Below are 3046 nucleotides of genomic sequence, written 5' to 3' on the forward strand. Positions count from 1 at the left end.
GGTATGGACAGCCCCCGGGGCGGCCGGGGGCGGGGTCCGCGCGGGCTGCGGGTCACAGCGCGGCGCGGTGCTCGCGGTCGCGCACCATCAGCGCTGCCCGCTTGTCGGGGAGCCGGACTTCGGCGCCGAACCGGAATCCGGCGCCCAGGAAGGCCGCCACGGAGGGGGTGTTGCGTACGTCCGGCTCGGCGAGCACGCGGCGGCACAGCGGACGCTGGTCGAGCACGAGGTCCGCCACGGAGCGCAGCAGCGCCGTACCGATGCCTCGGCCGCGGTGTGCGACGCCGCCGATCAGCAGATGGAGCCCGGTGTCGTGCGGCAGGGTGCGGCAGTGGCGGGCGAGCGGGTCGAGGTCGGCGCGGTAGACCTCCCAGTAGCTCATGGGAGTGCCGTCCAGCTCGCCGAGGCAGGGCACGCTGCGCCCGTCGCCTTCGAGCTGCCGGCGCAGATGGGCTGCCGTCACCTCGTGGGGACCGTCCAGTTCCCAGAAGGCGGCAACCGCCGGATCGTTCATCCAGGCGGAAATGAGAGGCAGGTCCCGTTCCAGCTGGACGGGCGTCAGCCGGAACCGTCCCGCCGGGGTCCGCACGGGCGGCCATTCGGGCAGCGCGTCGAGGAGGCCGTGCCGTCCGCGCGGCTCCGCCGCCGTCCCGCAGGGAGCCGCCTCGCGCGTGCCGTGCGGTGGCTCGTGCTGCGCGTCGTAGTTGTCGCGCTCGGCGAGCAGCTCGGTCAGCTCCCCGGGGACTTCCAGGCTGAGGGTGTCGTCGTCGCAGCCGTCCGCGTCCCGGCCGCTCTCGTCGCAGCCGTCGCCGGCACGGCGGTCGGCACGGCCGTCCTGGCCGGACGTGTCGAGGGTGTCGAGGGTGTCGTCGCTGCTGGGGGGCGCTTGTGGCGCGGAGCGGGGCTGCGGGTGCGACATGACGACGTCTCTTCTCGTCGGTCGGGCTGTCTGCGGCTAGTGGGCGAGCGGGTTGTCGACGGTGACGTAGACGGACTGGGTGTCGACGGGGCCGACCAGTTCGTCGAGCCCGTGCAGCCGGGTGAGGAGGTTGGCCTTGCAGCGCAGGGTGGGCGCGTCGAGCAGGAGGGCGGGCAGCGGCGAGACCCGCTCGCCGTCCGTCCCCCGCGCCTCGCGCTCCAGGAACCGCCGGAAGGCGGCCAGCAGCAGCTGCTCGTCCGCGAGGCCCTGCGCGCCGAACGCGCCGATCAGCCCGAGGACGTTGTTGATGCCGAGGTAGTACGCGAAGCGCTCGGTGGCGACCCCGTCGTCGACGAACGAGTCGCTGGCCTCGCCGAGCCGGGCGCCGGGCAGCCGCGCGGTGAGCTCGTCCCGGCGGGAGGCGCGGAAGTAGTACCCCTGGTTGTCGCGGTACCGGCCGCCCTCGGGCCAGCCGTCGGCGTCGAGCAGCACCAGTGTGTTCTGCTGGTGGGCCTCCAGCGCGACACCCGCCTGGGCGTCCAGCCAGAGCACGGGGCGTACGACCGCGTCGAGGTACCGCAGGAACCACTCCGTCGCGACGGCCGGCCGCGGCCTGCCCGTACCCGCCGCGAGGCCGGTGACGAGCTCCGCCAGGCGGGACCGGAGCGCGGCCGGGGGCAGCTCGGCGGCGGGGCGGGGCGAGACCAGCCCGGCGACGCACAGCGCCCGGTCGCCGGGGCCGAAGGGGTTGTGCCGGACCACGGTGTCGAAGCCGCCCAGCCGCTCGCCGTCCGGCGTGTGTACACCGATCCAGGCGGGGTCGCGCACGATGTCGAACGTCGGGTGCGCCGCGTGCCACGCGGAGGCCAGCCCGCTGCGCAGCAGCCGGTGCACCTCCACGCCGCGCAGCAGCTCCTTGCGGAGGTTCTCGCGGCGCGAGTTGGTGATGCGCAGCCCGAGCGACAGCTTCAGCATGGCGGCGCCGCCGGACCGGTAGACGGTGCGCACGGACGACGTCGGGTGCCACGCCTCTCCGCCGGGCCCGAGGTCGTGCAGCAGTCCGGCGTCCCGGAGCGCGGTGACGGCGGGGCTGTGGGCCAGGTCGCGGGCCTGCCAGGGGTGCAGCGGAACGGGCACCGTGCCGTCGGGCAGCCGTGCGGCCACCTCGGGTCCGGCGAGGCGGCACACGAGCGCGCGCACCTCGACCGGCTTGCCCCGGTCGGTCCACGCCGAGTCCCCCGCGAGTACGGCGGGGTCAGCCGCCATCCAGTGCAGGGGGAAGGAGCCGCGCACCTCCGGTGAGTACGCGCGGGCCTCGGCGTCGGACAGCCCTTCGCGGCTCTTCGGGGTGGGGTGCAGGGGGTGTCCGAACAGCAGCGACTGTTCGGCGTCGAGAAAAGCGTCCGTTCCGGCGGGCGGTGCGGGGCTGATGCGGCGCGCTGCGAGGAAGGCGGCGGTGCGGCTCAGCGAGTCGGCCACCCGGCCGACCAGGTCCGTTCCTTCCCCGGGCGTCGGCGCGGGCCCTGCGGTGCTCCCCTGCGGACCCGGGGCTGCGGGCCCCCGGGCGGCCTCCGGGGAGGGCTCCTGGACGTCCGCGGTAGCGGGCTCCCGGACGTCCGCGGTGACGCATTCCCCGCGCTCCGCGACGGGCTCCGGGGCGCGCTCCGGAACCGCCTCGTGGGCGGGTCCGCCGGTGGCGCTGCGGGCGCCCGCAGCCGCGGGCCCGAGGGTGGTCCTGGGGCCGCTCCGGTGGGCGGCCTCACGGCCGAGGAGCGCGGCGAGCGTGACGGCGTCGAGCGGCGCTGCGTGCTCCGGCGCGCCGTCCACACGGGGCGCTCCGAAGCGGTGCCACCCGGTGGCCGACCAGTGCAGCACGGGGATACTCAGGGCGGTTCCCGTCGCGACGAGCGGGAGGCGGAGCGGACCGCTGTCCGGACGGGGCAGGCCGCTCTCGCGGACCCAGCAGCGCAGCAGGTTCTCCACGGCGGCGGCGTCGGCGGCCAGCTGCGGATCGACGGCCTCCAGGGGATCGTCGGTGATCCCCCCGGCGCCGGGGGCGTCCTCGTCGGCAGCGGCCGCTGCGGCATCCGCAGCGGCAGTGGGCGGCGCGCCGGTGCTCCCCTCCGC

At 76.2% G+C, this 3046-nt stretch carries 2 protein-coding genes; both read right to left on the bottom strand.

Translation table 11 applies throughout. The features are described from left to right. Positions 1 to 52: 52 nt before the first annotated feature. A complete protein-coding gene (locus G5C65_RS34555) occupies positions 53 to 919 on the bottom strand; it encodes a GNAT family N-acetyltransferase (RefSeq protein WP_165303014.1) in 867 nt (288 codons plus the stop codon). Positions 920 to 955: 36 nt separating this feature from the next. Next, positions 956 to 2959 carry an IucA/IucC family protein gene (locus G5C65_RS34560; RefSeq protein ID WP_165303015.1) on the bottom strand — a complete coding sequence of 668 codons (2004 nt, stop codon included), beginning with the start codon at positions 2957 to 2959 and terminating at the stop codon, positions 956 to 958. Between the last annotated feature and the right edge of the window lie 87 nt (positions 2960 to 3046).

Origin of the sequence: Streptomyces boncukensis, assembly GCF_011045075.1 — a bacterium.
GTDB lineage: Bacteria > Actinomycetota > Actinomycetes > Streptomycetales > Streptomycetaceae > Streptomyces > Streptomyces boncukensis.

Coding starts and splice junctions, on each gene's coding strand:
- G5C65_RS34555 (WP_165303014.1), bottom strand. CDS start 919: ATGTCGCACCCGCAGCCCCGCTCCGCGCCACAAGCGCCCCCCAGCAGC.